The 23339-nt window shown below is 28.7% G+C and carries 25 protein-coding genes and 2 tRNA genes; 10 read left to right on the top strand and 17 right to left on the bottom strand.

All coding sequences use genetic code 11. The annotated features are described in order from the left end of the window. Positions 1 to 24 precede the first annotated feature (24 nt). Together L8T82_RS04725 and L8T82_RS04730 are read right to left on the bottom strand one after the other, a co-directional pair. A complete protein-coding gene (locus tag L8T82_RS04725) occupies positions 25 to 165 on the bottom strand; it encodes a hypothetical protein (protein WP_164717489.1) in 141 nt (46 codons plus the stop codon). After that, positions 165 to 1607: an alanine/glycine:cation symporter family protein gene (locus L8T82_RS04730; RefSeq protein WP_220566768.1), complete on the bottom strand. Its 1443-nt coding sequence runs from the start codon at positions 1605 to 1607 to the stop codon at positions 165 to 167. Before L8T82_RS04730 ends, L8T82_RS04725 begins: the two co-directional genes overlap by 1 nt. Positions 1608 to 1830: 223 nt before the next feature. Here L8T82_RS04730 and L8T82_RS04735 point away from each other — a divergent pair, with 223 nt between their 5' ends. Both L8T82_RS04735 and L8T82_RS04740 read left to right on the top strand, forming a co-directional pair. Continuing rightward, complete coding sequence (locus L8T82_RS04735; RefSeq protein WP_263725987.1) at positions 1831 to 2583, top strand: amino acid ABC transporter permease; 753 nt, start codon at positions 1831 to 1833, stop codon at positions 2581 to 2583. Then, positions 2576 to 3304 carry an amino acid ABC transporter ATP-binding protein gene (locus L8T82_RS04740; protein ID WP_263659972.1) on the top strand — a complete coding sequence of 243 codons (729 nt, stop codon included), beginning with the start codon at positions 2576 to 2578 and terminating at the stop codon, positions 3302 to 3304. Before L8T82_RS04735 ends, L8T82_RS04740 begins: the two co-directional genes overlap by 8 nt. Here the strand turns inward: L8T82_RS04740 and L8T82_RS04745 are convergent. From L8T82_RS04745 to L8T82_RS04760, 4 genes are all read right to left on the bottom strand, one after another. Then, complete coding sequence (locus L8T82_RS04745) at positions 3301 to 3768, bottom strand: tRNA (cytidine(34)-2'-O)-methyltransferase (RefSeq protein ID WP_133319272.1); 468 nt, start codon at positions 3766 to 3768, stop codon at positions 3301 to 3303. The two genes, L8T82_RS04740 and L8T82_RS04745, sit on opposite strands and share 4 nt — an antisense overlap. A gap of 14 nt (positions 3769 to 3782) precedes the next feature. Further along, a tRNA-Arg gene (locus tag L8T82_RS04750) sits at positions 3783 to 3859 on the bottom strand. A 42-nt stretch (positions 3860 to 3901) separates the two neighbouring features. Beyond that, entirely contained in the window at positions 3902 to 4918 is a 1017-nt protein-coding gene (locus L8T82_RS04755; protein WP_263659366.1) for a sensor histidine kinase, read from the bottom strand. A gap of 2 nt (positions 4919 to 4920) precedes the next feature. Continuing rightward, complete coding sequence (locus L8T82_RS04760) at positions 4921 to 5772, bottom strand: DUF234 domain-containing protein (RefSeq protein ID WP_263725988.1); 852 nt, start codon at positions 5770 to 5772, stop codon at positions 4921 to 4923. A 58-nt stretch (positions 5773 to 5830) separates the two neighbouring features. Between L8T82_RS04760 and L8T82_RS04765 the strand changes: the two genes are divergently transcribed. Then, entirely contained in the window at positions 5831 to 7096 is a 1266-nt protein-coding gene (locus L8T82_RS04765; RefSeq protein WP_263725989.1) for an aminotransferase class V-fold PLP-dependent enzyme, read from the top strand. On the opposite strand, the gene L8T82_RS04770 is transcribed toward L8T82_RS04765, so the two are convergent. From L8T82_RS04770 to L8T82_RS04795, 6 genes are all read right to left on the bottom strand, one after another. Further along, positions 7097 to 7855: a basic amino acid ABC transporter substrate-binding protein gene (locus tag L8T82_RS04770; RefSeq protein WP_133319276.1), complete on the bottom strand. Its 759-nt coding sequence runs from the start codon at positions 7853 to 7855 to the stop codon at positions 7097 to 7099. Between the two features lie 190 nt (positions 7856 to 8045). Next, a complete protein-coding gene (gene ftsW / locus L8T82_RS04775) occupies positions 8046 to 9209 on the bottom strand; it encodes a putative lipid II flippase FtsW (RefSeq protein WP_220566762.1) in 1164 nt (387 codons plus the stop codon). A gap of 69 nt (positions 9210 to 9278) precedes the next feature. Then, positions 9279 to 10085 carry an adenylosuccinate lyase gene (locus L8T82_RS04780; protein ID WP_263664728.1) on the bottom strand — a complete coding sequence of 269 codons (807 nt, stop codon included), beginning with the start codon at positions 10083 to 10085 and terminating at the stop codon, positions 9279 to 9281. 18 nt (positions 10086 to 10103) lie between these two features. Beyond that, positions 10104 to 10823: an arginyltransferase gene (locus tag L8T82_RS04785; protein ID WP_133319279.1), complete on the bottom strand. Its 720-nt coding sequence runs from the start codon at positions 10821 to 10823 to the stop codon at positions 10104 to 10106. Next, entirely contained in the window at positions 10823 to 11083 is a 261-nt protein-coding gene (locus L8T82_RS04790; protein ID WP_263661557.1) for a hypothetical protein, read from the bottom strand. The genes L8T82_RS04785 and L8T82_RS04790 overlap by 1 nt, the downstream gene beginning before the upstream one ends. Next, a complete protein-coding gene (locus L8T82_RS04795; RefSeq protein WP_220566761.1) occupies positions 11080 to 12522 on the bottom strand; it encodes an acetyl-CoA carboxylase subunit A in 1443 nt (480 codons plus the stop codon). The genes L8T82_RS04790 and L8T82_RS04795 overlap by 4 nt, the downstream gene beginning before the upstream one ends. Positions 12523 to 12640: 118 nt before the next feature. Here L8T82_RS04795 and L8T82_RS04800 point away from each other — a divergent pair. Further along, positions 12641 to 12717: transfer RNA gene (locus L8T82_RS04800), tRNA-Arg, on the top strand. A 128-nt stretch (positions 12718 to 12845) separates the two neighbouring features. Here the strand turns inward: L8T82_RS04800 and L8T82_RS04805 are convergent. From L8T82_RS04805 to folD, 5 genes are all read right to left on the bottom strand, one after another. Beyond that, positions 12846 to 13478 (bottom strand): CorA family divalent cation transporter, encoded by a 633-nt coding sequence (locus L8T82_RS04805; RefSeq protein WP_263725991.1) that lies wholly within the window; start codon positions 13476 to 13478, stop codon positions 12846 to 12848. Further along, the gene (gene tgt, locus L8T82_RS04810) at positions 13472 to 14593 is read right to left on the bottom strand and encodes a tRNA guanosine(34) transglycosylase Tgt (protein ID WP_220566759.1); all 1122 of its coding nucleotides are present in this window, start codon (positions 14591 to 14593) and stop codon (positions 13472 to 13474) included. Before tgt ends, L8T82_RS04805 begins: the two co-directional genes overlap by 7 nt. Before the next feature lie 89 nt (positions 14594 to 14682). Continuing rightward, positions 14683 to 15849, bottom strand: a complete 1167-nt coding sequence (locus L8T82_RS04815) for a pyridoxal phosphate-dependent aminotransferase (RefSeq protein ID WP_263725992.1) — start codon at positions 15847 to 15849, stop codon at positions 14683 to 14685. A gap of 162 nt (positions 15850 to 16011) precedes the next feature. Next, on the bottom strand, positions 16012 to 16860 hold the full coding sequence (lepB, locus tag L8T82_RS04820; RefSeq protein WP_263725993.1) for a signal peptidase I: 849 nt from the start codon (positions 16858 to 16860) through the stop codon (positions 16012 to 16014). Continuing rightward, a complete protein-coding gene (folD, locus tag L8T82_RS04825; protein ID WP_133319286.1) occupies positions 16857 to 17705 on the bottom strand; it encodes a bifunctional methylenetetrahydrofolate dehydrogenase/methenyltetrahydrofolate cyclohydrolase FolD in 849 nt (282 codons plus the stop codon). Before folD ends, lepB begins: the two co-directional genes overlap by 4 nt. An 81-nt stretch (positions 17706 to 17786) precedes the next feature. Here folD and L8T82_RS04830 point away from each other — a divergent pair, with 81 nt between their 5' ends. Genes L8T82_RS04830 through L8T82_RS04855 form a run of 6 tightly spaced genes read left to right on the top strand, consistent with a single transcriptional unit; the run spans position 17787 to position 23338 of the window. Beyond that, positions 17787 to 18131 carry a c-type cytochrome gene (locus L8T82_RS04830; RefSeq protein WP_263666734.1) on the top strand — a complete coding sequence of 115 codons (345 nt, stop codon included), beginning with the start codon at positions 17787 to 17789 and terminating at the stop codon, positions 18129 to 18131. Continuing rightward, positions 18128 to 19405, top strand: a complete 1278-nt coding sequence (gene hemL, locus L8T82_RS04835) for a glutamate-1-semialdehyde 2,1-aminomutase (RefSeq protein ID WP_263725994.1) — start codon at positions 18128 to 18130, stop codon at positions 19403 to 19405. Before L8T82_RS04830 ends, hemL begins: the two co-directional genes overlap by 4 nt. Continuing rightward, the gene (locus tag L8T82_RS04840; protein WP_039641170.1) at positions 19402 to 19680 is read left to right on the top strand and encodes an AtpZ/AtpI family protein; all 279 of its coding nucleotides are present in this window, start codon (positions 19402 to 19404) and stop codon (positions 19678 to 19680) included. The genes hemL and L8T82_RS04840 overlap by 4 nt, the downstream gene beginning before the upstream one ends. Further along, a complete protein-coding gene (locus tag L8T82_RS04845) occupies positions 19664 to 20149 on the top strand; it encodes a hypothetical protein (protein ID WP_263725995.1) in 486 nt (161 codons plus the stop codon). Before L8T82_RS04840 ends, L8T82_RS04845 begins: the two co-directional genes overlap by 17 nt. After that, positions 20143 to 21339, top strand: coding sequence for an MFS transporter (locus L8T82_RS04850; protein ID WP_133319290.1), 1197 nt, complete (start codon positions 20143 to 20145; stop codon positions 21337 to 21339). Before L8T82_RS04845 ends, L8T82_RS04850 begins: the two co-directional genes overlap by 7 nt. Then, on the top strand, positions 21329 to 23338 hold the full coding sequence (locus L8T82_RS04855; RefSeq protein WP_263725996.1) for a flagellar hook-length control protein FliK: 2010 nt from the start codon (positions 21329 to 21331) through the stop codon (positions 23336 to 23338). The genes L8T82_RS04850 and L8T82_RS04855 overlap by 11 nt, the downstream gene beginning before the upstream one ends. Position 23339 lies beyond the last annotated feature (1 nt).

Raw genomic sequence — 23339 nt, forward strand, 5'->3', positions numbered from 1 at the left:
TTTTTAAAAATTTTTTAGTGTATTTTACCTATTTTTTTTAAAATCTTTCTTTGTTTTTAATTTTTCTTCTCTTTGTTTGGCTTTTTCTTGCATTTGGCGGTTAAAGCCAAACACAAGAAAAACCATAAAAGCTATAAACAAAGCAATAATAATATAATCTATCATTAGTCCCAACACTCTGCGTTTTTAATACCAAGCTTTGAAGCGCTAAACACTGGATCTCTACCTTGTCTTTTTTGCTCGCTAAAATCTTTTAATACCTTTTTCACTATACCACCAAGCAATAAAATAGAAATAATATTAATCGTAGCCATAAACGCCATAGTGGTATCAGCTAAATCCCACGCAAATTTTAAATCCATATTTGCACCAATAAAAATCATAAGCACAGCACTTGCTTTAAAAAGATTAATAATAATAGGATTTTGAGTAAGGTATTTAATATTTGCTTGAGCATAATAGTAATTTCCTATCAAAGAAGTAATAGCAAATAAAACTATACTAACAGTAGTAAAATGTACACCTAGATTTCCATAATATTCTTTCATGGATTCTTGTACTAAAGGTAGTGCTGTTAAAATAGGCTTACCGTCTACACCAATATTATTAGCATAAGCAAGTGAAAATAATACCAAAAATCCTGAACTTGTACAAATAATCACATCAATTAATACAGAAAATGCTTGAATAACCCCTTGTTTTGCAGGGTGAGTTGTAAGAGCAGAAGCTGCTGCATTTGGTGCTGAACCCATACCTGCTTCATTAGAAAATAATCCTCTTTTTATACCTATAACCAAAGCAGAACCTGCAAATCCACCAAAAATAGCTTCAAAATCAAAAGCACTTTTAAAAATCATAGAAAACACTTCAGGAATTTTATCAAAATTCATAAACATCGCTATAATAGATAAACCAACATAAATCATCGCCATAATAGGAACGATAACCGAACTTACTTTACCTATTTTAGTATGATCACCAAAAAACATATAAGCAGCAAAAATAGCCAAAATAGCCCCTATTACAATAGGCCACCAACTTTGCGAAAAACTTACTTCACTAGCATCAACCATACCTTTATAATAAAACTCAAATGCTGAAGTCATAGTTTGACTTTGAAGTCCATTAAATCCATAAGCATAAGTAATGATTAAAATCACCGCAAAAACAGCTCCAAGCCATTTTAAATTTAAAGCTTTACTAATATAATAAGCAGGGCCACCTTTAAAACTTTTTCCATCACGACTTTTATAAACTTGTGCTAAAGTGCTTTCTGCAAAAGCTGAAGCGCCACCAAAAAATGCCATAGCCCACATCCAAAACAAAGCGCCAGGTCCGCCTAAAACAACTGCTACTGCAATACCTGCAATATTTCCTATACCAACTCTTGAAGCTGTTGAAATCATCAAAGCCTGAAAAGGAGTAATATGGTGTTTTTCATGTTTTTCTTGCTTTTCTGTCAAAATGTCAAACACATAAGGAAGCATTCGAAATTGCACAAAACCTGTCAAATAGCTATAATAAAACCCTACAATAATAAGCAAAATAACCAAAATGGAATAATACTGATTATTTACAAAGCCAACAAATTGGGATATTAAATCCATATTTATCTCCTTTTTATAATTTAATCGAGTGTAAATTTATCATAAAAAAATGAATTTGCTACAAAAAAATATAATTTTATATTAATTTTATTTTATTTTTTACAGCTATGTGAAAATTTAACTCACGATATTTACCAAAAAAACACATAAAAATGCTTTTAAGTAAAAAGAAAACTTAATTTTTATACACTTAGTTTTTTTAAAATTTTATAAGGTGTTTAAATTGAAACAAAATACGATAAAAATTTTTGTATTTTTTGCCATTATTGTTTTTTGGGCTTATTTTTCATTTCCTATTGAAATTTTACAAGTTAAAGATCAAAATGGCTTAGCTACAGGAGAATATGCTTATACTATAGAAGCCAAAGCTTATGTTCATAGTTATTTCACAACACTTGGTTTAACAGTGGGTGGAATTTTAATAGGAATAGCACTTGGTTTTTTCCTAGCATTTTTAAGATTTTTAGAAATTCAAAGTTTAAATTTCATCATAGATGAATACATAGACATTATACGCGGAACTCCTCTGCTTTTACAGCTTTTGATTTTCTCAGTAGTGATTTTTGCCACTTGGAGTGATAATTTTTATGTAGCTATTATTGCACTTGGACTTAATAGTTCTGCTTATGTAGCTGAAATCGTAAGAAGTGGAATTCAAAGTGTAGACAAAGGACAAATGGAAGCATCTAGAGCAATGGGGCTTAATTATTCTGCTTCTATGAGACTAATCATCTTTCCGCAAGCAATTAAAAATATCTTACCTTCTTTAATGAATGAATTTATTTCTTTATTTAAAGAAACTTCAATAGTGGGCTATATTAGTGTTATGGATATTACCATGCAAAGTAAAAGCTTACAAGCAATTTATTACAACCCTAAACCTATTATTTTTACAGGACTTGTATATTATGTAAGCGTTAAAATTTTAACACTGATTGCAAGATTTATAGAAATGAGATTAAATAAACATGATTAAAATAGAAAATTTGATTAAAAAATATGGAGATTTAGAAGTTTTAAAAGATATTAGTGTTGAAGTGCATAAAGGCGATATTATTGCTATTATAGGGCCTAGCGGGGGTGGGAAAAGTACTTTTTTACGCTGTTTAAATAAACTTGAAACACCAGATAGTGGTAATATTTATATCAATAACATTAATATACTTGATAAAAAAACAGATATCAATAAAATTCGTCAAAAAGTTAGCATGGTATTTCAACATTTTAATCTTTTTAATAATAAAAATGTTTTGGAAAATTTATGCCTAGCGCCAGTACAAACAAAAATCATGGGTAAAGATGAAGCAGTAAAAAAAGCACGAGAATTACTCAAAAAAGTTGGCCTAAGTGATAAAGAAAATTATTTTCCTCATAAGCTTTCAGGTGGACAAAAACAGCGTATTGCCATAGCAAGATCATTAATGATGAATCCTGATGTGATTTTATTTGATGAGCCAACTTCAGCTTTAGATCCTGAAATGATAGGTGAAGTTTTAAATATCATGAAAGAAGTGGCTAAAGAAGGTTTAACTATGCTTGTAGTTACACATGAAATGGGATTTGCAAGAAATGTAGCTAATAGAATTTTTTTCATGGATAAAGGCATTATAGCAGTAGATGAATGTCCTAAAATAGCTTTTGAAAACCCAAAGAATGAAAGATTGAAAGAATTTTTAAATCAAGTTTTAAATCATTAAAATTTTTCAAAAGAGGCAAAATTTTGCCTCAAAGCTTCATAGCTCACTATACCCACACTCGTAGCTAAATTTAAACTTCTACCACAATCTTTCATCGGTATAGTAATAGTATTTTCCCATTTTTTTTGCATTAAATCCATAGGCAAACCAAAACTTTCACTTCCAAAAAATAAAAAATCACCTTTTTGATAATTTACATCAAAATAAGCTTGAGTAGTTTTAGTTGTCGCAAAGAAAAATCTATCTTGAAATTTTTCATACTCTTTTAAAAAATCTTCTAAATTATCCCATAAAAAAGGATTTAATTTTTTCCAATAATCAAGTCCTGCTCTTTTAACTGCCTTTTCATCAATACTAAAAAGTGGATTGATAATATGTAAAGCAAAACCTGCATTAAAACACATTCTGCCTATACTTCCTGTATTTTGTGGTATGCGAGGCTCAACTAAGACTATATGAAACATCTTTTTCCTTGAAATGGTGTCCCCAGCAAGGTTTGAACTTGCGACCTCAGAATTAGGAATTCTGCGCTCTATCCAGCTGAGCTATGAGGACAAATATTTTTATTATTTTAAGAAAAAATTTATTTTATAGAGCTTAAATTTTAAGCTCTATAAAAAAACATTTTGGATTTTCATCAAAACCTAAAACTCCATTATGCGCATCAATAATTTGTTTTGATAAAGAAAGACCTAAGCCATTACCTTTTAACTTAGTTGTTTTAAAAGCCTCAAAAACCATTTTTTTATCTTTGATACTTACACCATTATCATAAACTTTAATAAAAACCCTATCTTCTTTTTGTTCGCACTTAACCTTTATATAACCATCATCATTTTCGCTTTCTTCAATAGCATCTATGGCATTATAAAGTAAATTTTGCAAAACTAAAGCAAGTAAAGATTTATCTGCATTGATTTTTAAATCTAAAAATTCAAATTTAAAATCGATGTTAGCTAGATAATTATAAGCTCCAATAGCTTGCTCACACTCATCTTGTAACTCCTGTAAATTAAACTCATTTAAATTAACATGTACTCCTTTTGTAAAAAGTAAAGTAGAATTTACAATACGCTCTACTCTTGAAATTGCTTTTTGGATTTCTAAAACTATATGCTTATTTTTTAACTCACTTCTTTCAAACAAAGTAGAGCTTAATAAAGAAATAGAACCTATAGGATTGCGTATTTCATGTGCTAGGTGTGCTGCAACTGTTCCCATGCTAGCTAACCTTTCATTTCTTTTTTCATCACTAATATCTGTTGCATTTACTATAAGTTTATCAGTATGAGAGGTGATTTTGATTAGATAAAATTTATGATCAAACTCAAGTTCATAATGTGTTTTATCAAGATCAATGCATTCTAAAAGCTTTGGCTTTTGTGTAGCTAGGTTGTTTTGCAAAATAATATTTTTATTTGCGTCTAAAATCCACAAAGCCATAGGCAAAACCTCTATAATCTCACTTACCATTTGTCTTAATGCAGTGTAGTTTTCATTAAGTTGCTTATATTCATTTTCTATAACATAGGTTTGCTCTATTAAGGCTTTTAATCCTTGTTGTAAGTTTTCTTTTTCACTAGAATCTAAACTTTTTAAAATATTCTCATCCACACTTAATCCTTAATTAAAAATTGAAAATCTTCTAAAGTATATAAAAGCAAATTACGCTCCTTATTTAAAATAAGCTCTTTACTAAAGCCACTCTTTGAAAAAAGCACATATAAATTAGGTTGAATTTGCAACTGTTTTGCTTTACTTTTTAAAATATTTAAAACATTTTTACATATTTTTCTTTCTTTAAATTTAACTTCACCTAAAACACAAAAATTGTTTTCATGATAATACAAGTCTATTTCATGATAATAATTCCAAAAACTATACACTTGATTCACTTTAAGTTTTTTTGCTAAAAATTCTTTACATAAAAGTTCAAAAGTAAAACTTTGATATTTTTCCAAATTTTCTTGGATAAGTTCTATTAATTCATTGTATTTTTTCATCGCGATTAAATTAAGTTTAGGATATATAAAATAAAAGAAAAATCTTAATCCTTGATTTTTAAAAACAACCTTATCTTGTATATTATAAGAGCGTAATTCTTTTTTAACTTTCTGTCTTTTGTTTTTTGTAATTGGCTTTTCTTGACTTTTTTCTAAAATCAAAATATTTTTCTCTAAAAGTTTATTAATAAGTCCTAGAGCCTGAAAATGGGGAATAGATTTATTAATAGAATAGCGTTTTCTATCATTTTTACTTAAAACACTCAAAGCTTTTAAAGCATTCTCATCTAAATTTAAAGAAACTAAAATATCAAAGGCTTTCAAAATAAAAACATTTAAGATATTTTCATATAAACTTAATTTCAAATCAAATTCAAACTCATCAAAAATACTATAAAAGTCAAAAATACTTTCAAGCTCCAAAGTTTCACAGCGTTTTGAAAAATCACCAAATTTTATAATCACATCCTTAAAATAAATATTTTGTATGTTATAATTTTAACAAAAAATTAGAGGATTTTTTTTGGATATTGAAAAACTAAAACAAGATATTATTTTAAAAAAAGGAATACATTATTTTGATTTTACAGCTAGCGCTTTAGCACTAAAAAGCATAGAAAAAGAAATTAAAAAAATTCTTACCACCTATGCAAATACACATTCAGATAGCTCTTTAAATTCTTTTATCACACAACAGCATTATGAAAACGCGAGAATAAATTTAAAAAAATACCTTGAATTAGATGATAGTTTTGCTCTTATAGCTTGTGGGAGTGGATCTTCAGCAGCTATAAAAAAATTTCAAGAACTTTTAGGTCTATATATACCACCACTTATTAAAGAAAAATATTTTAAAAATACAGGTAAAAATACCTTACCTTTGGTTATAGTTGGACCCTATGAACACCATTCTAATGAACTTTCATTTAGAGAAGCTTTGTGTGAATGCGTTCGAGTGCCCTTAGATAAAAATGGAGAATTAGATTTTATTTTTTTAGAAAAATTATTACAAAAATCCAAAAACAGACAAATCATAGCAAGCTTTAATGCAGCTTCTAATGTTACAGGAATTTTAAGTGATTATAAAAAAATTTACACTTTAGTCAAACAACACAACGGTATAGTTGCTTTTGATATTTCCACTTTAGCTCCTTATGCTAATTTAGATCCTAAATTTTATGATGCAGTGTTTATTAGCTCTCATAAACTACTTGGAGGTGTAGGATCTTGTGGCTTACTTGTTATCAAAAAAAATCTATGTGGCAATACCCCTAGCTTTGCAGCAGGTGGAACCGTGGGCTATGTTTCAAGAACATCTCAACAATATTTATGCGAAGTTGAAAATTTAGAAGAAGGTGGCACGCCTGGAATTATTCAGCTTATTAGAGCAAGTTTGGCTTTTAAAATACGCAATGAAATAGGTTTAAAAAATATAGAAAAAAAAGAAAAAGAACTTTGTGAATATTTTTTCAAACAATGTACAAATTTTCCAAAAATGATCTTATATGCAAAAAATATCACTAATAGATTACCTATTTTTGCTTTTAATATAGAAGGAATTTCTCCTTTTGATTTAGCTTATAAACTAAGTAAAACTTATAAGATAGAAACAAGAGCAGGTTGTGCTTGTGCAGGACCTTATGGACATGATTTACTCAATCTAAAAGATAATCAAGAATTAAAATCTAAACCAGGTTGGCTAAGAGTGGGTTTTCATTATACGCATACAAAAGAAGATATAGAATATTTTTTTAAAGCCTTGAATATAAGTATCAAGGCTTTAAGTTAATTATTGTAAATCGTATTTTTCTACGATTTTTTGGTAAGTACCATCAGCTTTAACTTTTTCTAAGCCTGCATTAATTTTTTGAACAAGCTCGCTTTGTTTTCCTTTATCAAAAGCTATACAAAACCCTGAACTTCCATCATTTTCTTCTAAAAATGCTTCTAGCTCTTCATTAGTTTTTAAATAACCTTTACCAATATCTTTATCCGTTAAAACTGCATCTACTTTGCCAGCTTTTAAAGCTAAAATTGCTGCTAACATTTCTTCACTTGCAACTACTTGAGCATTTGGAATAGTCTTAGCAGCACTTTCTTGAATAGTTCCAAGTTGAACACCTATTTTTTTACCTTCCAAACTTTGTTTATCACTAATACTAGAATCTGTTTTTAATTTTAAATATAAATTTTTAGTATTGAAATAAGTATCACTAAAATCCATGCTTGCTAATCTTTGAGGAGTTGAACTCATAGCAGAAGCTATCATATCAATCTTTCCAGCTTTTAAGGCAGGAATTAAACCATCAAAACTCATATTTACCCATTCAAGTTTTAAATTTTCTCTTTTAGCAATTTCTTCCAATAAATCAACATCAAAGCCGGTAATTTTTGCATCTTTAATAAAATCAAAAGGAGGATAATTTGCAGCTATACCTACTTTATAAACTTTTTCACCAGAAGCACTAGCTTGATTTTTATCGCTTGAACAAGCACCTAAAGCTAATATACCAAATAACGCTAAAACAACATATAATATTTTTTTCATTTTTTTCCTTTGTTAAAATTAAAATAAAATTGATAAATGATTATAATGTGTTTAAACGCCTGTATTTCTTCATATCCGCCTCCTTTATAATAAATGTGAGCATAATTATAGCAGAAAAAAGTTTTTTGTAAAGAGTTGTTATAGAATATTTTTTATTTAAGTTAATTTTTATATATTTTAATTAATGAGTTTAAATTTTTACCTTCTTACTAATCATTAAAACATAACCTATTCCAAGACAAATAGACCACATAGAACTGCCACCATAACTTAAAAGTGGCACAGCAACTCCTTTTAATGGAGTTAAAGAAATAATTCCAAAAGCATTCATAAAAAATGAAAATAATAAAAGTAAAGCTACACCTGAACAAAATAAAAAATGGACCTTATTTTCACAACGCCCAGCAATTCTAAAAATTCTAAGTATGACCATCAAATAAATCAAACATATAATGCTCAATCCTAACAATCCTATTTCCTCAGTAATCCCTGATAAAACAAAATCCGTATGCACCTCACTTAAAAATCCCAATTTAAAAGTTCCAAGGCCCAACCCTTCTCCAAAAAATCCACCATGAGCTATAGCATTTAAACTATGTGAAATTTGATAAGGTTCTGAGTTATGGCTTACTCTTAAAGCACTTGCTAGCCAATCAGGAAAAAAAGGTAAAAACGCATCTTGGATATTTCCCCACCAAGCAGAAATACGCTGAATTCTTCTTTGATTACTTAAAATCACCAAAACCCCAATCATTCCAACAATAACCACGCCAAAAGCAAAAAGTCTTTTACTAGCTCCTGCAAAAAATGCTAAAGCAAAAACCAAGAAAAAAGAGATAACACTTTGGCCTAAATCATTTTGTGTCATATAAATATAACCAATAACAAAAGCAGCTAAAATAAAATAAGGAATTAAAATTAAAACTTCGTGTTTGATTGCTTTTTTGCTATCATCAATTCTTCTTGTATAAGACCAAGCAAGGAAATAAATCAAACCTATCTTAAAAAATTCAACAGGAGAAATAGATAAAGGACCAAGCCTGATCCACCTTTTAGCACCACCTGCTGCAGTAGCAAGAAAGGTCGGTAAAAAAGGCAAAATAAGTATAAATAAAAAAGAGATTAATAAAACACTTATCATTAAATAATGTGCCATTTTACTATCAGGATTTAATCTTGAAACAAAATAAATAATAGCTATACCACTAAGTCCGAAAAAAAGCTGTCTGATAAAAAAATGAAATTCATTATATTCTAAATAAAGCACAGTAAAAGCACTTAAAGAATATGAAAAAAGTATCCCTATAGTTATTAGAATGCAACTTAAAAAAAATAATTTTCTATCAGCAACCAAAATTTCTTCCTAGAATTTTATAAAAATTAATTTTAATAAATTGCAACTTAAAATGATGTTATTTGGAGATTATGTATTGTTTTTATATAAAGATTTTAAACTCTCATAAGCAAGCTGAATTTTTTCAAATTCCTCACGACAATAAGCTTGTTCGATTTTGCTTTTACCTTGATGGCGATCAGGATGATAAATTTTAACCAAATTAAGATAATTTTGTCTAATAGTAGCAAAATCATCATTAGAATTACATCCTAAAGTTTGGAAATAATTCTCAAAAAGTTTAGCCAAAGCATTAAATTTCCAATTAGTATTGGCTTTATTTTTCATTTTATTTCTAAATTCTAAAAGTTGAGTTTCATTGATTGTAAAATCCACACAATATTTTAAATGCTCATTTACGCTTGCTAAAATTTCTAAAAGATTTAAAGTATTATCATCTTTGTATTCTACTGAAAAAATACAATTTTTCTCATCATACATGCTTTTATGATCTTTAAAATATTGCTCTAAATATACAGCAAACATTTTTTCATTAGAACTTAAAGTTATTAAGATATTTTTTTGTGCAAAACCTATTTTAGCAAAGATTACAGGCTTTAAAGTATTTGCTTGAGCAAGATTTAATTTAAAGGTCTTATAATGCGCAAAAGCAAGATTATCGATTTGGTTTCCAGTATTTTTTTTATACTTGTGATTAACAAGTTTTAAAAAATATCTTCTTTGAGGAATTTCATTTTCCACAAAAAAAGATAGGGTTTTGTTTTTATTTCCTATGACTTTAGAAAAATTTTTACGGATAAGATCTTGAAAATATTTAAACATTAAAAAATCATCAGTATTAACACTAACAGATTCTAAAGTTTGCACTACTTGCATAAAATCCTCTCTATAAACCTAACTCCACAAAAATGCCTGTTCATCTAAAGCACTAGTGTGTTTTAAAATTTCATTTGGACTATAATCGGCTTTATACGATAAAGATTGACACCCTTTTACAAAATATCCTAAATAAATATATTTTAATTTTTTTAATTGTGCAAGCTTGATTTCTGTTAAAAGCGAGTATTTTCCAAGACTTAGATGTGAAAAATCAGGATCATAAAAACAATATATACTAGAAATTCCATCTTCTAAAATATCAATCAAATCAACACAAACTAACTTATTATCTATATAAAAATCAAGTTCATATCCAAAAGTACCTGCATTATCTACATAAAGATTGTAATATTTTCTAAAATTTAAATCATAAATTTTCCAATTTCTTTTATCTTTTTGATAATGGTGGTATTTTTCATAAAGCAGTAAATGCTCATCACTTAAAGAAGGTTTTTGTAAGATTATCTTAGTAGCTATATTTTTTTTTAAAACCCTACGATAGCTTTTACTAAAATGGAAATTTTCTACCAAAATACGCAAATTTTGACATTCATTACAATCATTACATATTGGTCTTGAAAAATATGATCCAAAGCGACGCCAACCTCTTGAAACTAATTCTTGATTTTGTGCTTTGTTAATAAAAGATATATAATTATACTCATTTCTACAATATCTATTTTCAAGATAAGGACATTCTTCTTCTAAAGTACAAAAACCAATAATATTATTCATTAGATCTTTTTAATATCACTATTTTTTACAAATTCCATAAATTCATTAGCTAAGCGCTCTTCTTTTAAAAACATATCTTCAAATTCTTGTTCTTGCTTTTTATCTTCATTTTGCTTAGCTAAGTCTTTTTGTATAGCATCTAAGTCAGTATTTTTCATACTAACTCCGCTTTTACTCGCTTTAACCTTTTCTTTTTTTATTTGACCTTGTTCTTTTTGGAGTGCTTTTTTTATATCTTTTAATTCATCTAAAAAACTCATGATTGCCTACTTTCTTTTATCTTTTGTAAGGCTGCAGCTATAGCAGCAATTACTTCTTCTTTATTTTCTTGGTGTCTATCTTCTGTCTTTTCCAAAAGCTCTTCCATATGTGTTTCTATGAAAGAAGTATCAAAATACCCTCTTCTAAATTCTCTTATTTTGGTAATTGCAATCAAAAATGGAACAGTTGTTCTAATATCATCAATCACAAATTCTTTCAAAGCTCTCTCAAGTCTATTAACTGCACTATCATAACTTGAGCCCTTAACAATTAATTTTGCAAGTAAAGAATCATAATAAGGTGGCACAGTATAGTCTTTATATAAATGACTATCCACTCTCACAGATGGCCCTAAAGCTGGAAAATACTCTGTAATTTTGCCTGGACTTGGAATGAAATTTTTCCATACATTTTCTGCTGTAATCCTAGCTTCTATCGCAAAACCTCTTGGTTTTATATCGCTTTGCTCAAGATCTAAAATTTCCCCATTTGCTATACGAATTTGTCTTGTGATAAGGTCAATCCCCGTGATTTCTTCAGTAATTGGGTGTTCTACTTGAATTCTTGTATTCATTTCCATAAAATAAAATCTATTATAATCATCAAGTAAAAACTCAACCGTCCCAACATTCGTATAGCCCACAGCTTTTGCAGCAGCTACTGCAGTAACTCCTATGGTTTTTCTTAGTTTTTCTGAAATACTTGGGCAAGGTGCTATTTCAATGATTTTTTGATGTCTTCTTTGTATTGAGCAATCTCTTTCACAAAGATGAATGATATTACCATAATTATCTGCTAAAATTTGAAATTCAATATGCCTTGGATTAATAACATATTTTTCCATAAAAACTTCATCATTTTTAAAAAAACTTAGTGCTTCTCTTTTGCATGCTTCAAAAGATTTTTCCAAATCCTCTTCTTTATGTACTACGCGTATGCCTCTACCGCCACCACCACCACTAGCTTTTAAAATTACAGGATAGCCTATTTTTAAAGCTTGAAGTTTGATTTCTTCTAATGTGCAATGATTTAATTTTTCAGTACCTGGAACTACAGGGATTCCATTTTTTTTCATTAAATATCTTGCTATGTTTTTATTACCCATTTTACGGATAACATCTGATTTTGGACCTATAAAGATAATCCCTGCTTCTTCGCATTCTTTTGCAAATTCATAATTTTCACTTAAAAAACCATATCCAGGATGTATAGCATCAGCTCCACAAGCTTTAGCAATCTCAACTATTCTTTTACCATCTAAATACCCTCTTATGGCATCAGTTCCTATTCTATATGCTTCATCAGCAACTTTTACATGCAAACACTCATAATCAGGTTCAGTATAAACAGCAACACTTTGTATATGCAAATCTCTACAAGCACGGATCACCCTTACTGCAATCTCACCTCTATTGGCTATTAAAATCTTATGTATCATGACTTTGCCTTAAGCTAAAATATTAAAAAGAAGATTAGCATAAAAATATAAAAATTCTATAAAAATATTTATTTTTGCTAATTTTAAGAATTTTTTGATAGAATTACTCTTTATTTTTGCGCCCATAGCTCAGCTGGATAGAGCATTTGATTGCGGTTCAAAAGGTCAGAGGTTCGAATCCTCTTGGGCGTACCACTTATTTCTTTTTTACAGAAAATTCATCCAAATCCAATTCTTTTTTATCTTTAAATTGATACCATAAAAATAAAATAAAAAATATCGTTAAAATCACAGCTAAAATATAGTAAGTTCCGTATTCATTTTCAGATAAAAATAAATTTTTGGTATTCATACCAAAAAAATCCAACGATTAAATTTAAAGGTAAAAAAATTGCAGACATAATACTTAAAAAGTAAATATTTTTATTTATTTTTTCATTTCTTGCGGTATTAATATAAGTGTAAATCCCTTCTAATCTTGATATATTTTCTTTAATATTTTTTTCCAAAACAGCTAAATTTAAAATAATTGTTTTTAAACTTTTCTTTATAAAATGATGCTTACTATGACAAATTTTACAAGCCTTTAAAACAGAAGAAACCATGTTATAACTTTTACTAAGCTTAACTTTTAATATAAAATATTTTGTCAAGAAATTCTTTACTTTTTTATTTTCTAAAATCAACTCCTCTCTTTTTTCTATAGAAAGGTTAATGGTATTATTTTTTTCTTTTTCATTTTGCAAAATTTCTTTTAATATAGCTATAAATTCCGTATTAGAAAATAAAATCAAATTTTCATCTTTATACTCAAAAATTTGATTTTCTTTAAAAACAAATACACTTTTAGAATTTTTAGTTATATCTAGAGTGAAAATATCAAAATCATCAAATTCATAATAAGCATTTGATATATTAATATTACTAATAATTTGTTTTAAAGTATTATTTAACACATTCTTTGCCTATAAAATTCTTTTCTAAAATTTTCAAATTCATCTTTAATAATAGCTTCACGCATTTGCTTGACCAAATTTAAATAATAGTGTAAATTATGAATACTTGCAAGTCTAAAAAAGGTTAATTCTTTGGCTTTAAATAAATGATTTAAATAGGCCCTTGAAAAATTCTTACATGTATAGCAAGAACATTTGCCGTCTATAGGAGCATGATCAGTGATAAATTCTGCTTTTTTGATATTAAATTTTCCAAAGCTAGTAAATAAAGTACCATTTCTTGCATTTCTTGTTGGCATCACGCAATCAAACATATCCACACCTCTTGCTACATTTTCTACTAAATCTTCAGGCGTGCCAACTCCCATTAAATATCTAGGGCGATTGTTATCCACATAAGGCATCATAGCTTCAACCGTATCATACATAGCCTCATTTTCTTCTCCCACGCTTAATCCACCTATAGCAAGTCCATCAAAATCCATCTCGCAAAGTGCTTGAGAGCAAATTTTTCTAGCTTCAAAATCAGTCCCACCTTGGATAATACCAAAGATATTTTGCCCTATTCCCACACCTTGACTTTGTTTTAACTTATGATAATCAATAGCTTCTTTTGCCCATTTTATAGTGCGTTTTAGAGAAAGTTCTATCCTTTCTTTACTTGCAGGTAAGGCCACTAAATCATCTAAAATCATCATAATATCTGAATTAAAATCATATTGTGCATCTAAAACACTTTGCGGGGTAAAATAGTGCAAACTTCCATCGATATGACTTTTAAATTGAATACCTTTTTCATCAGGTTTTGAATTTTTACTTAAAGAAAAAGCTTGAAAACCTCCACTATCTGTTAAAAAAGAGCCTTCAAATTTACTAAAACCGTGCAGGCCACCCATTTGCTTAATCACTTTAGAACCAGGCCTTAAATACAAATGATAAGTATTTGCTAAAATAATTTTTGCATTTAAAATCTCACTCATATCAACAGCATCTAAACTTTTAATCGCAGCCAAAGTTCCAACGGGCATAAAAATAGGAGTTAAAATTTCACTATGTGTAGTTTTTATACGACAAGCTCTAGCATTTGCACTTTTATATTGAACTTCAAATTCCATTATTTTTCCTGTATTTTTTGCATAATCATACCAAAGACTTGCTTATAAGTTTTTTTGAAAGAAAGCCTGTTTTCAACAGGCTTAAGAAATTAGTAGTTTTTTATAAATTCAACGATTTTTTCACAACCTTCAATAATATCTTTTTCATTAGTTGCATAAGAGAGCCTAAAATACCCTTCCATGCCAAAACCTATGCCTGGCACCAAAGCTACTTTTTGCTCTTCTAGCAGTCTTTTACAAAATCTCATAGAATCATTATCAACTTCTTTGCAAGATATAAATAAATAAAAAGCTCCTTGTGGAATTTGTTCTAATTTTAACTTATCGCTTTTGGCTAAAATTTCACAAGCTAATTCTCTACGCTTTAAAAAGGCTTGTCTCATCATTTCAATATCATTATCTGCTTTTCCAAGTAAGGCTGGTAAAGCTGCGTGTTGGATGATTGAACAAATATTTGATGTACTTTGCCCTTGTAGTTTTTTAACAGCATTATTAAACTCGCTCATTTTACTTGCCATGTATCCAAAACGCCACCCTGGCATAGCACCACATTTGCTAAGACCATTAATACTTACAGTTCTATTTAAAGCATCTTCACTAACTTGTGCAAAGGCACAAAATTCTCCATCATAAACTAATTTTTCGTAAATTTCATCACTTAAAACTACTATTTTAGTTCCTTCTAAAACCTTAGCTAAAGCACTTATTTCTTCTTTAGAATATATAGCTCCTGTAGGATTTGATGGAGAATTAAACATCAAAACCTTAGTTTTTGAAGTAATAGCTTGTTTTAATTGTTCTGGGGTGATTTTAAATCCATTTTTTGCTTCACCTTCTATAAACACAGGAGTTGCGCCTGCAAATTTTACCATTTCAGGATAACTCACCCAATAAGGACTTGGAATGATAACCTCATCACCTTCTTCGACTAAACACTCAATCGCCATAAACAAAGAATGTTTAGCACCAACATTGGTAATGATTTCACTTGTTTTATAATCTAAATTATTATCATTTTTAAATTTATATTGTACAGCCTCTATAACTTCTTTTATACCCACAACTGGCGTATAAGCTCCACAACCTTTTTCAATAGCTTCAATTGCTGCTTTTTTAATGATTTCTGGAGTATCAAAATCAGGCTCACCTGCCGAAAAACTAATAACTTTCTCACCATTTGCTTTTAAAGTTTTGGCTATATCAGTCATTACTAAAGTTAAGGATTCTCCTAAATTTTGAGATCTTTGGCTTAGCATTTTCTATCCTTTTATCTTATACTAATTTTAATTTTTGTAATTGTTACAACTTGGAGCTTAAAAAATTCTACGAGTAAAATCAAGATTATATATTTTTAAAAAATTTTGTGTAGAAACTATACATTTTCTACACAAACTATTTTTATTTGTTTCTTTGGGTAATTATTCTAAAGCTTCTATGTCGCTTTCATTATGATGAATAAAGCGTTCATCTTTTTCTATAGTTTCAACTAAACGCCCTACTCTTTCCCATCTAACTTTTTTATTTTCATCCCATGAAAAATAAATAAACCAAGGTTGCCCAACTATATATTTATAATCTACACTTCCCCAAAATCGACTATCGCTAGAATGATCACGGTTATCGCCCATCATAAAATATTCATTTTCAGGTACTTTATAATAATAAGCATTAAAACCATAAATATTATTAGCACCTAATTCATCAAAAGAAGCAGGCTTCATAGCAAATTGCCTCAAATTTAAATAGCGAAAAAATACACTGTCTATATCCACTCTAGAATCATAATGTATTCCTTTTTCCACAAAAGGCTCTTTTACAAAAAGTCTTCCGCCTATGATTTTTGTTTTATTAGGATAATAATCTTTCATATATTCATCACCCTCAACCATACGCACATATAAGGTTTTATTTGCAAAAACTACTTCATCTCCGCCTTTGGCCACACATCTTTTTACATAGTGGATTTTTGGCTCATGCGGATATCTAAATACCACAATATCCCCTCTTTTAGGACCTTCACCACTTACTAAATGTCCATTTTTATTAAAATCAGGTAAAACAGGAATTTCCACCCAAGGAATATGCGGGGTTGGAATACCATAAGAAAATTTTTTTACAAATAAAAAATCCCCTACTAATAAAGTATTTTTCATAGAACCGCTTGGTATAGTAAAAGCTTGTATAAAGAAAAATATAATCAATAAAACAACTACTAAAGTTCCCGTCCAAGATTGTGTAAATTTATAAATTTTCTTCAAAAATTTCATTTTTTTATCCTATTTTTAGCTGATTTTATAGTATTTTCTAAAAGCATAGCAATAGTCATAGGCCCTACTCCACCTGGTACAGGAGTGATATAACTAGCTTTTTTACTAACATTTTCAAAATCGACATCGCCTACTATTTTTCCATCAACTCTATTAATCCCAACATCAATTACCACCACACCTTCTTTAACCATATCTTCTTTTAAAAGATTTGGACAACCTGCTGCTACGATAACAATATCAGCATTTTTTGTATAAGCTTTTAAATCTTTTGTATAAATATGACAAATACTCACACTAGCATTAGCATTTAACAAAAGAGTAGCCATAGGACGGCCTACTATATTTGAAGCTCCTATTACAACTACACTAGCTCCTTGTAATTTTATATCATAATGTTCTAAAATTTTCATAACTCCTAAAGGTGTACATGGTAAAAAACCACCTTTTAAATTAAGATTTAAATTTCCGACATTAAAGGGGTGAAAGCCGTCTACATCTTTATTAAAGTTAATACTTTCTAAGATTATATCTTTATTAATATGCGATGGCAATGGAAGTTGAACTAAAATTCCATCTATACTATCATCATGATTTAAAGTATTAATCAAAGCCAAAAGCTCATTTTGAGTTGTATTTACATCAAGTTTATAAACTAAAGACTTAATTTCACATTGCTCGCAAGCTTTTGCTTTAGAACCCACATAAGTAGCACTAGCAGGATCCTCGCCTACTAAAATTACAGCCAAACAAGGTTCTATACTTTGAGCTTTAAGTTCTAATACTTCTTGTTTTAAATTTTCTTTTAACTTATCACTTAGCTTTTTACCATCTAAAAGTGTCATTTCTTTCCTTAAATTTTATAGCTTTCTTTAACTTAAAAAATTGTATCATAACAAAACTTCTTTTTTTGTTAAAGGCAATGAATGAAAATTGTATTATTTTTATTTTTTATAATTTATGGTGCTTGGGCTGAAGATTTTATCTCTCCTAAAGAATACCAAGAGTCCCTTTACAAAAATCCAAGAGGCATAAGTTGTGCTAAATGTCATGGCGATGGAGGTCAACAAATACTAGGTTATTACGCTAAAAATGGAGAAAAAATTCCTTTTATTGTGCCAAGTATTAAAAACACTCCTTATACGCGTTTTAGAAAAATTCTAAATCAACCTCAAGAGGCAAAAAGCATTATGCCAACTTACTCGCTAACAGAAGATGAAATAAAATCACTTTATGATTATATTACTAGCAATAAAAGGAGTAAAAAATGAAAAACAATAAAAAAGCCTTTGAGGAAGCTTGTGAGTATATAGCAGGTGGGGTAGATTCCCCAGTGCGTGCTTTTGCAAGTGTAGGTAGCAATCCTTTATTTATCAAACAAGGCAAAGGTGCTTATATTAGCGATATAGAAGAAAATACTTATATAGATTATGTGCAAAGTTGGGGACCTTTACTTTTTGGACATTGTGATGAGGATATTGAAAAAGCTTGTAAAAAAGCATTAGAGCATGGCTCGAGCTTTGGTGCGCCAACTTTAGCTGAAACTAAATTGGCCAAATTTATCTTAAAAGATTGGCCACATTTGGATAAAATCCGTTTTGTAAGTAGTGGCACTGAAGCTACTATGAGTGCTATTCGTCTTGCAAGAGGATTTAGTAAAAAAGATAAAATCATCAAATTTGAAGGATGTTATCATGGGCATTCTGATTCTTTATTGGTAAGCGCTGGAAGCGGTGCAGCTACTTTTAACACCCCAAGCTCGCTAGGAGTTTTAACTGATGTAGCTAAAAATACTCTAGTAGCTGTTTATAATGATATTGATAGTGTTAAAAACTTAATCAATAATGATGATAATATAGCTTGTATCATCATAGAACCAATTGCAGGAAATATGGGTTTAGTGCCTGCTAAAATAGAATTTTTACAAGAGTTAAGAAAACTATGTGATGAGCATCAAATTCTTTTAATTTTTGATGAAGTTATGAGTGGCTTTAGAGCTTCATATCTTGGCTCTTTTGGGATTAATAATATAAAAGCTGACATAGTAACTTTTGGTAAGGTTATAGGCGGAGGTATGCCTGCGGCTGCTTTTGCTGCAAGAGCTGAAATCATGGATTTATTAAGTCCTTTAGGTGGGGTATATCAAGCAGGAACACTAAGTGGTAATCCTCTTGCTATGGCTGCAGGTTATGCGAGCTTAAAAAAAGCAAGAAACTATGAAGGCTTGTATGAAAAATTAGAAAAACTAGGCAAAAGACTTACTCAAGGCTTTAAAGAAGCTGCAAATGATTGCAAAATTCCTTTGCAAGTTAATTGCGTTGGTTCTATGTTTGGATTTTTCTTTTGCGAAAACCCTGTTAATAATTATCAAGATGCTTTAAAATCAGATACTAAATTATTTGCCAAATTTCATGCACAGATGCTAAGCAAAGGTGTATATTTAGCACCATCTCAATTTGAAACAGGTTTTATATGTGAATGTATGGATAAAAAAATCATTGATAAAACTATACAAGCAGCACAAGAAAGTTTTAAAGCATTATGAATAAAAGACAAAAAATCATTCGCAAAGGTATAGAAGCTGCAGATGGATTAAGCCTTGGTATATCCATGGTTGTGGCTGTTTTAATCGGAGTTGGTATAGGCTATTTTTTAAAAAACCTAACCGGTATTGTTTGGCTTTTTTGGGTAGGAGTGTTTATAGGAGTAGCTGCGGCGATTTTAAATGTTTACAAAGCCTATAAAGCACAAGTAAAAAGTTACGAAGAATTTAAAGAAGAAAATCGCTATAAAGATTTAAAAAATGATCCTAAAGCCTAAAATTTTATTAAAACTCTTGCTAGGATTAAATTTACTTTTCTTAGTAGGAGTTTTTTTTTACAAAGAATTAAGCTTTAAAACCTTTATAAGCTTTGAATTTGGCTTTTTAGCTCAAAATTTAATCATTTTAATATCTTTTTTAAATTATAAAAATTTTATTTTTAAAGCAGCTAAAAATTATGATTTTACGCAAAGACCTTTACAAATTTTTGCTAAAAAACAGCATTCTTTGCCAAAAATTATAAAATTTATCCATATAGATGACGATTTAAAACCAAAATTTAAAAGTATTTTTAAAAACGCGTTAGCTTTTTTTTCTTTATTTAAAATTTTTGCTTATGTGTTTTTAATAGTAGGATTTTTATTTTTAGAGTTTCAAGGTTTAATGAGTATTTTTGCCTTGTTTTGTGCAATGTTTGTCACACCCATAGCGGTATTAATATATAATTTTTTAATAAGAAAATGTTAAGCTCAAAAAGAACGATTAGATCACTAACAGCATTATTTCTTGGTATGATTTTTGTTTTCATAGGAAGTGCTTTAACAGTAAATTCCATAGCTATTATTTTAAAGCATAATAATGTTAGTAATTTTTATATAGGCGTAATAGGAAGTTGTTATTTTCTTGGTGCTATGGTAAGTACAATTAGTGCCCATAGAATAGTTTCTAAAGTAGGACATATAAGATCATTTGGAATTTTTGCTATTATTTTTGGTATAGCCACCATGCTTCATAGCTTAAATTCTAATCTTTATTTTTGGATGTTTTTAAGATTTTTGCTAGGTTTTTGCTATTATGCGCTTTTAATGGTAATAGAATCATGGCTTAATGAAAAAGCAAAAAACACTATTCGCTCAAGAGTGATAGCCTTTTATGAGGTTGTATTTTACTCATCATCAGGTTTTGGAATTTTACTTATGTCTTTTGACTTTCCAAGTAATACAGTATTTATTTTAAGCGCTAGTTTTATTATGTTTGCTTCCATTCCTTTATTTTTAATCCGCATTAAAGAGCCTATTTTGCCACAAAAAACAAAAATTTCCATTCCTAAGGTTTTTGATATAGTGCCTTTAGCCTTAGTAACAAGTTTTATAGCGGGCATGCTTTTAAATGGCTTTTTTTCAATGGCTTCTTTATTTGTACTTATACAAGGATTTGGCGCAAAAGAAGCTTCTATTTTTATTTTCTCTACTATGGTAGGTGGCTTTATTTCGCAACTTTATATCGGAACTCTTTCTGATAAAATTAGCAGAAAATTTGCCATTATATTGTGTGCTTTTATTGCTTTAAGCGCTATGCTTTGCATACTACTTTTAGAATATAATATTTATCTAAAATACTTTTTTGGGTTTTTGCTAGGCATGGGTATGTGTTGTTTATACGCTCTTTCTTTAGCAAGAGCAAATGATATGCTTGATAATCCTAGCAAAAGAGTTGAACTTGGCAGAGCAGTTCTTTTTACCTATTCTTTTGGTGCTTTATTTGCACCTGCAGTTTTGGGAACTTTGATGTATTATTTTCAAGCTTATGGCTTTATGTATTTTTATATAGTTTTATTAAGTATTTTGATACTATTTGCCATCGATAAACCAAAATTTAAAAAACTTACCAAATTTAAAAGAAAACCTGGTAATATGGTAATGCTAGATGATAACTAATATCTCTAATAATCAAAATCAGTTTGCAAAAAATGAAACAAATAAAGAAAATAAAAGTGAAAAATCAGATAAAAAAACCTCACTCAATGAAACGTTAAAAAATCCTTTATTTTCCAAAAGCGATTCTGAAGTTAAATTACCCAAAGATTATGTTAGCAAAATTGATCAAAAACTACAAGAATTACTTAATAAACTTTTAGATCAAATCAAAACCAATAAAGATCCTGATTTGGCAGTATTAAAAAATCATAAAGTTTTAAATTTTGCACCTAATTTTGCCAATGAAGTAAAAAAACTCCAAGCAGAGCTTTCAAAAAATCCTGAATTTGAAAAACTGCTTAAAATTTTAGAAGATTTAGTCAAGCCTGCTAAAGATATTAATAATAAAAATCTTTCATCTTTAGTGAAAAATTCAGGCATATTTTTAGAAGCAAAGCTCAATCATTCTTTAAAAGAACAAAATTTACCACAGAGTTTTTTTAATCTTTTAAGTACTATAAAAGGCGCTACAAGTGAAAATTTAAAACACGATATAAGTAATTTAGATCTTAAAAATCTTGATACTACAAGCACCTTAAAAGAGCTTATTCACATCTTACAAAATCACAAAAAAGATAATAAAATTTCTTTGGAAAATACAAACTACAAAACACTTTTTAAGCTATTTGATAAAATAGAAAATTTTAAAAATTATATCAATAAAAACCCAAGTTCTATTAGTCAAGAAAAACTCCAAAATATTGCGGATAATTTTATCAAAAATCTTAATAAAAATTTAACACTTATCAACAAAGAACTAGCTAAACCCGAAAACATAAAAATTCAAAACACTCATATACTAAAAGAGCTTAGCCAAAATATAAAAGATTTTATAATACTTTTAAAAGATATAAAAAATCACAAAAACAAAACCGAAACAACACAAGAAAATTTAAACAAAACTCCACACACTAAAGACATCAAAGAAGAGTTAAAAGAAGAAATAAAAACTCCACAAAAAAGCACAGAGGATAAAAAAGAAACTCAACAAAAACAAGAAAGCATAGCAAAAGATAAAGAAATTCAAAACACAAAAGAAGAAAAAATACCACAAAGTAAAGATATCAAAGAAAATCCCAAAGAAGAGCCAAAAACACCACAAAAAAATACTGAAGATTTAAGTAAAAATGATAGTAAAAGTCAAAATTTACAAACAAATAATACTAAGCTAGAGGATATATTTAAAAGCACTTCAGGTAAAATTTTACTAGAAGATATTTTCAAACAAAATGTAAGTAAAAATCTTAATTTTAGCCAAAATTTACAAGAAGAGCTTTTAAACAATCTAAACAAAGAACTAGGCTTAATAGGAAGAAAACTCAATGAAGTTTTAAAAGCTTTAGATCCTAAAAATTATGAGGCAAAAAATTCTTTAGATGATATAAAAAATATAGAAAAAAAATTAGAACTTTCTATAAAAGATCTTGGAAAAATCACCCAAAAAGATAGTGCAGAAATTTCTTCAGAATTACAAAAAGATATTAAATCCACTCTTTTGCAAGTTTCTAATCTAGCCAAAAATTTAGACAATGAAAGCATACTAAATCAAGCAAATCGTCTTATAGCTCAGCTTGAATTTAACCAACTTTTATCTTTAGCCAATAATAGCATTCATACTTTTTTACCTTTTTTTTGGGATGATTTAGAAAAATCTAATGTAGTTTTTAAGCGCGGTAAAAAAGATAAATTTTATGCACAAATTAATCTTGAATTTGAAAAATTAGGAAAAATCAATGTATTTTTATCTCTAAGTAATGATAAATACATCGATATAAATATGATGATAGAAAATGCTAATTTTAGAAAAAAACTTTATGAAAGAGCACATGAACTAAAAAAAGCCTTAGTTAAAGTAGGACTTCTAAGCTCTAATTTTTTCATCAGTGATATAATTAAAAGTAAATTTCACAATCAAGAAGAATATAATGACTTTAATATGGGTTTTGACACAAGGGCTTAAA

The organism is Campylobacter sp. IFREMER_LSEM_CL292, from assembly GCF_025771615.1.
Lineage (GTDB): Bacteria > Campylobacterota > Campylobacteria > Campylobacterales > Campylobacteraceae > Campylobacter_D > Campylobacter_D lari_D.

Bases quoted from the DNA above. Each gene is read 5' to 3' on its own strand.
- L8T82_RS04745 (WP_133319272.1), bottom strand. From the start codon at position 3,768: ATGTTTCATATAGTCTTAGTTGAGCCTCGCATACCACAAAATACAGGA.
- L8T82_RS04845 (WP_263725995.1), top strand. From the start codon at position 19,664: ATGATCCTAAAGCCTAAAATTTTATTAAAACTCTTGCTAGGATTAAAT.
- lepB (WP_263725993.1), bottom strand. From the start codon at position 16,860: ATGAAATTTTTGAAGAAAATTTATAAATTTACACAATCTTGGACGGGA.
- L8T82_RS04840 (WP_039641170.1), top strand. From the start codon at position 19,402: ATGAATAAAAGACAAAAAATCATTCGCAAAGGTATAGAAGCTGCAGAT.
- L8T82_RS04785 (WP_133319279.1), bottom strand. From the start codon at position 10,823: ATGAATAATATTATTGGTTTTTGTACTTTAGAAGAAGAATGTCCTTAT.
- L8T82_RS04830 (WP_263666734.1), top strand. From the start codon at position 17,787: ATGAAAATTGTATTATTTTTATTTTTTATAATTTATGGTGCTTGGGCT.
- L8T82_RS04770 (WP_133319276.1), bottom strand. From the start codon at position 7,855: ATGAAAAAAATATTATATGTTGTTTTAGCGTTATTTGGTATATTAGCT.
- L8T82_RS04730 (WP_220566768.1), bottom strand. From the start codon at position 1,607: ATGGATTTAATATCCCAATTTGTTGGCTTTGTAAATAATCAGTATTAT.
- L8T82_RS04790 (WP_263661557.1), bottom strand. From the start codon at position 11,083: ATGAGTTTTTTAGATGAATTAAAAGATATAAAAAAAGCACTCCAAAAA.
- L8T82_RS04795 (WP_220566761.1), bottom strand. From the start codon at position 12,522: ATGATACATAAGATTTTAATAGCCAATAGAGGTGAGATTGCAGTAAGG.
- L8T82_RS04855 (WP_263725996.1), top strand. From the start codon at position 21,329: ATGATAACTAATATCTCTAATAATCAAAATCAGTTTGCAAAAAATGAA.
- L8T82_RS04850 (WP_133319290.1), top strand. From the start codon at position 20,143: ATGTTAAGCTCAAAAAGAACGATTAGATCACTAACAGCATTATTTCTT.
- hemL (WP_263725994.1), top strand. From the start codon at position 18,128: ATGAAAAACAATAAAAAAGCCTTTGAGGAAGCTTGTGAGTATATAGCA.
- folD (WP_133319286.1), bottom strand. From the start codon at position 17,705: ATGACACTTTTAGATGGTAAAAAGCTAAGTGATAAGTTAAAAGAAAAT.
- L8T82_RS04740 (WP_263659972.1), top strand. From the start codon at position 2,576: ATGATTAAAATAGAAAATTTGATTAAAAAATATGGAGATTTAGAAGTT.
- L8T82_RS04725 (WP_164717489.1), bottom strand. From the start codon at position 165: ATGATAGATTATATTATTATTGCTTTGTTTATAGCTTTTATGGTTTTT.
- L8T82_RS04815 (WP_263725992.1), bottom strand. From the start codon at position 15,849: ATGCTAAGCCAAAGATCTCAAAATTTAGGAGAATCCTTAACTTTAGTA.
- L8T82_RS04780 (WP_263664728.1), bottom strand. From the start codon at position 10,085: ATGCAAGTAGTGCAAACTTTAGAATCTGTTAGTGTTAATACTGATGAT.
- tgt (WP_220566759.1), bottom strand. From the start codon at position 14,593: ATGGAATTTGAAGTTCAATATAAAAGTGCAAATGCTAGAGCTTGTCGT.